Origin of the sequence: Micromonospora sicca, assembly GCF_003172935.1 — a bacterium.
Classification (GTDB): domain Bacteria; phylum Actinomycetota; class Actinomycetes; order Mycobacteriales; family Micromonosporaceae; genus Micromonospora; species Micromonospora sicca.
Genome location: NZ_QGKS01000502.1, coordinates 1 through 3,581, shown reverse-complemented (window position 1 = coordinate 3,581; position 3,581 = coordinate 1). Strand labels below are relative to the sequence as shown.

Annotated in this window: 3 protein-coding genes and 1 pseudogene; all 4 read right to left on the bottom strand. The window is 67.8% G+C overall.

Going from position 1 to position 3,581, the window contains the following annotated elements:
• Positions 1-154 (bottom strand): annotated as a pseudogene (locus DKT69_RS36255) (tyrosine-type recombinase/integrase); the annotation flags it as partial.
• Between the two features lie 589 nt (positions 155-743).
• On the bottom strand, positions 744-1,685 hold the full coding sequence (locus tag DKT69_RS36250) for a helix-turn-helix domain-containing protein (protein ID WP_161558019.1): 942 nt from the start codon (positions 1,683-1,685) through the stop codon (positions 744-746).
• Positions 1,686-1,849: 164 nt separating this feature from the next.
• Positions 1,850-2,878, bottom strand: a complete 1,029-nt coding sequence (locus DKT69_RS36245; protein WP_109805859.1) for a tyrosine-type recombinase/integrase — start codon at positions 2,876-2,878, stop codon at positions 1,850-1,852.
• 101 nt (positions 2,879-2,979) lie between these two features.
• The gene (locus DKT69_RS36240; RefSeq protein ID WP_146231314.1) at positions 2,980-3,306 is read right to left on the bottom strand and encodes a hypothetical protein; all 327 of its coding nucleotides are present in this window, start codon (positions 3,304-3,306) and stop codon (positions 2,980-2,982) included.
• Positions 3,307-3,581: the final 275 nt, after the last annotated feature.

The window sequence follows — 3,581 nt, the reverse complement described above, 5'->3', positions numbered from 1 at the left end:
GGGGAGGGGTGCTGTCGTCGCCCACCAGCGCGGCGACGCTACGCAGGTCCCGCCGGTAGGCCGCGAGGGTGTGCGGGGAGGGCTTGCGGGTGGCCCGCGCGGTCAGGAACTCCTCGATCAGACGCCCTACCGATTCGTCCTGTTTGTCATGCATAAGGGATATTATGCAGGATTTTCGGGTTCCCGGCTATCCCGGGAGAGGGGAGCGGCGTCGACGCACAGCCGGCAAGCGGTCGGTCGGCCCGCAGAGGTCGTCACCGAGAACTTCGCAGGTGTGCGGCGCAGGTCTGCGCTGTGTCATGCGCGGTAGATCCGCGGCCTCGGGCCTGGGCGGCGCCGGCGTGCTTTGACGCGCATCAGGGCTGTAGGCGGAGTGTTGCCCACGGAGACCACAGGACGCCCCAGGCGGCCGAACGGGACTCGCCGTGAGCCGCGCTGCGGCTCTCCGGAGGAGGGCCCTGCCCGCCTTACTTGACATAATGTACATTATCGAACCTTGACGGAACGAACCACGGACGCTGGCCGAAATCGTCGACCGGTATGCTGTCATTTCTCATCTGACCTGAGCCATTCTCAATAACTTGGGCCATCTCCTCATCCTTCTCACTTAACTTGGGCCACCGCCGGCAGCCTGCCCTCTGCTACGCCGGGCCGACAGTGTGTGGCCGTAGCGGCGCCGGGCTGGTCGAGTAGCCGCCGCTGCGCGGTTTGCGTCGCGCGGCGCTCCGGGTCCATTACGAGAACTAGCCGCGGATGCGGCCCATCGCTTCTCTGAGGCGTTCAGTCTGTTCTTGCTCGGAAAGCCTGGCGTAGGCGAGGGAAGACTGGCACTGTTCCCGCAGATCGTCTCGGTCGAACCACCGCAAGGGATGGCGGGGGTCGGAGGTGTCGTACACGCCCTGCCCGTGTGCTTCCATGACCAGAAGATCGTGTCGCCGGTAGTCGTGAGCCTCGTCAGGCGGAAGAAGCGCGCCAAGCATCCGATCACGCCAGTCCCAGACAAGCTCTTGCCCGTCCTCTTCATCCCAGTAGCGCGGTGGCAGGTGCTCACGGTCGTTAAGACCCGGGAACGTGTCGAGCACGTCGCCGACGCTGGGCGGATCGGTATTCAAGATGACGATGGACAGGGCGTACTCGTCAGCGAGGCAAACGGGGCGGGGAACCCGGCCTTCGCCCAGCTCACCGCCAACTCGCATGATCCGTTCGCCCATCCGCACCAGCCAGTGGTTGTTCACCTGGGTGAGCGCCAGCTCGGGCAGGTCACGCAGGAGCTCCACCTCCCTGATGGAGGCTTCTCCTTTGAGGAAGGCGGCGAAGCCGCACCCGAGGGTGTGCTCGACGGCGAACCGCCCAGTCTTCATCGGTGCGAAATCGGAGAAGGCGACGGTGCTGTGGAGGGCCATCGCGTCGGCTGCGGTCAGTGGATCACCAGTGAACGAAGAGTTGAAGAACCGTACGAGGTCATCTGCTGCCGCGTCGGCTTTGGCTACCTGCTCAGATCCCATCAGCTGGCGGAACTCGGCCATGGCGAGGCGAAGAGCTCGGGCGAAGCCTTTGACGTTGTCGGGTTTGAACCCGTCCAGCTCGTTTGTGGTCTCGAGACGGCGCCAGGTAGCGATGGAGACTTCGGCTCGCTTCGCGGCTTCCTGTTGGGTGAGCCCGAGTTCGACGCGGCGCTCACGCACGGGGTTGGTAGATCGGTTCGGGGGCACGGGACCTCCTGTGAGCACTCGCCGAGTAGTCATGCGAACTTAGCGCTCAGTGGGCGCTTGCGTCTAGCGCTTGTAGAGCGTCGCGACGCCGTCTCGTCGAGCGAGGTACTCCGGGCTCCGCCGGCTGCGACTGGCGTTCACAGACCTACGTCGGTCAGGGCGTTGTCCTCCCACTGGTCAGCATCCTCGATGTAGCCGGCCAGGGTGGCCGAGCCGTCCTTCCATCCGCCGTGCCGGGCGATCCGCAGCGGGTTCTTGCCCCGCCGGTGGGTTTCGGTGGCGAACCCGCGGCGCAGGGAGTGACCGGAGAAGGCGGAGGCGGCGTCCAGGCCGGCGCGCAGCGCGGTGCGGCGGACGATGATGGCGACGGCCTGGCCGGTGATCCGGCCGTTCGCCTCGCCGCGGCCGTGCGGCGCCCGTCCGAGGTTGCCGTGCCGGTCGATGCGCCGGAACACTGGTCCGGACGTCTCCCCCAAAGTAGCCAGGGTGTCCAGCCACGCCTGCATGTTGCGGACCGGGCAGGTGGCCGGTCGGGAGGTGTAGGGCAGGGCGGTGGCGCGGCCCAGGGAGTCCTTGTCGGTTTTAGAGCGTCGGATGGTGACCTGCAGTCCGTCGTCGGTGAACGTGAGGTCGGCGATGTTGAGTGCGGCGAGTTCGCTGCGGCGGGCGCCGAGGGCGAAGCCGACCACAATGAGTGCTCGGTCGCGCGCCCCGGCCAGGGTGGCGACGTCGAGGGTGTCGACCATCGCGCGTAGTGCGGTGACGGTCAGCGCTTTGGCCTTGCGCACTGCGCGGCCACCGTCGGCGAGTTCGGCGCGGTGGCGGCGCAGCACCGCGCGGGCAGGTCGGGTGTGCGGTGCCGCAAGGTCGGCGCTGCTGTGGGCGACGGCGATGGCCGCCATGGCGCGCTCGATGGTGGAGGCGGCCTTGCCCTGGTCGGCGAGGTGTGAGACGTACTCGGCCAGGGTCGCCGCGGTGGCCGGCAGGTGCGAGCGCTGGTTGTCGGTGCACCAGAGCGTGAACCGCCGCCAGTCGCCGGCGTAGGCGCGCCGCGTCGAGGCGGGCACCGACTCGTGGATGCGTCGCCGCGCCGTCTCGGACAGCTGCTCGTCGGGATCGAGAGACGTGACTGGTTGGGGTCTCCCCCGGACCTCGATCTCATTCATGAGAAGGAACGTTATCGTGAATGAAGCGGTAGCGAGCTACGCCGCGCCGTGAGCGCACCTAAAACAGCCGTCGGTCATGACTCTCTCCTGGGTCTGCCGCGTCAGCGGCCGAGCACGCTGTCGACCAGCCGCCGCAGCGCGTCGATCACCTCGACCGTCCCGTCGCTTGCTCCGTCGGCGGCACCACGGCGACCGCGACGTGCCCGGCTACCCGTCACGGCCACCAGCGCGGCGGCCGCCACCAGAACACCAGCCAGCACCCACGGCGAGAGCAGCACGCAGCTGGCCACCACCAGGCCAGCCACCGGATGCCCCACCGCGGCCCCGCCGACCGCCGACGCCACCGCGCCACCACCACTGGCGAGCGCAATCACGCCCCACGCAGGGCCGGACCCACCGGCCCCACCCGAACGCACCACATTGAACACCGAATCTCCTTCAAGATCATTCTTTGGGCATGAAAAAACCCCGAGCGTCCACTCGGGGTCATCTCTCGATTTAGGCGTGCGGGAGGCATCACCTCCTCTCGTCCGGGAAGCGTCCGCTCGCGCGGGTCAAGTCAGCGGCGGCGCGGCGGGAAGCGAGTGCGGTGCGATGGCGACCCGGGGACGGGGGGCGATCCAGGACAGCCCATCGGCGTTGAGATGGCCGCTAGCCCGGAGGTCTTGCCAAGCCGATCGACCAATGAGGAGCAGTGGGTGGG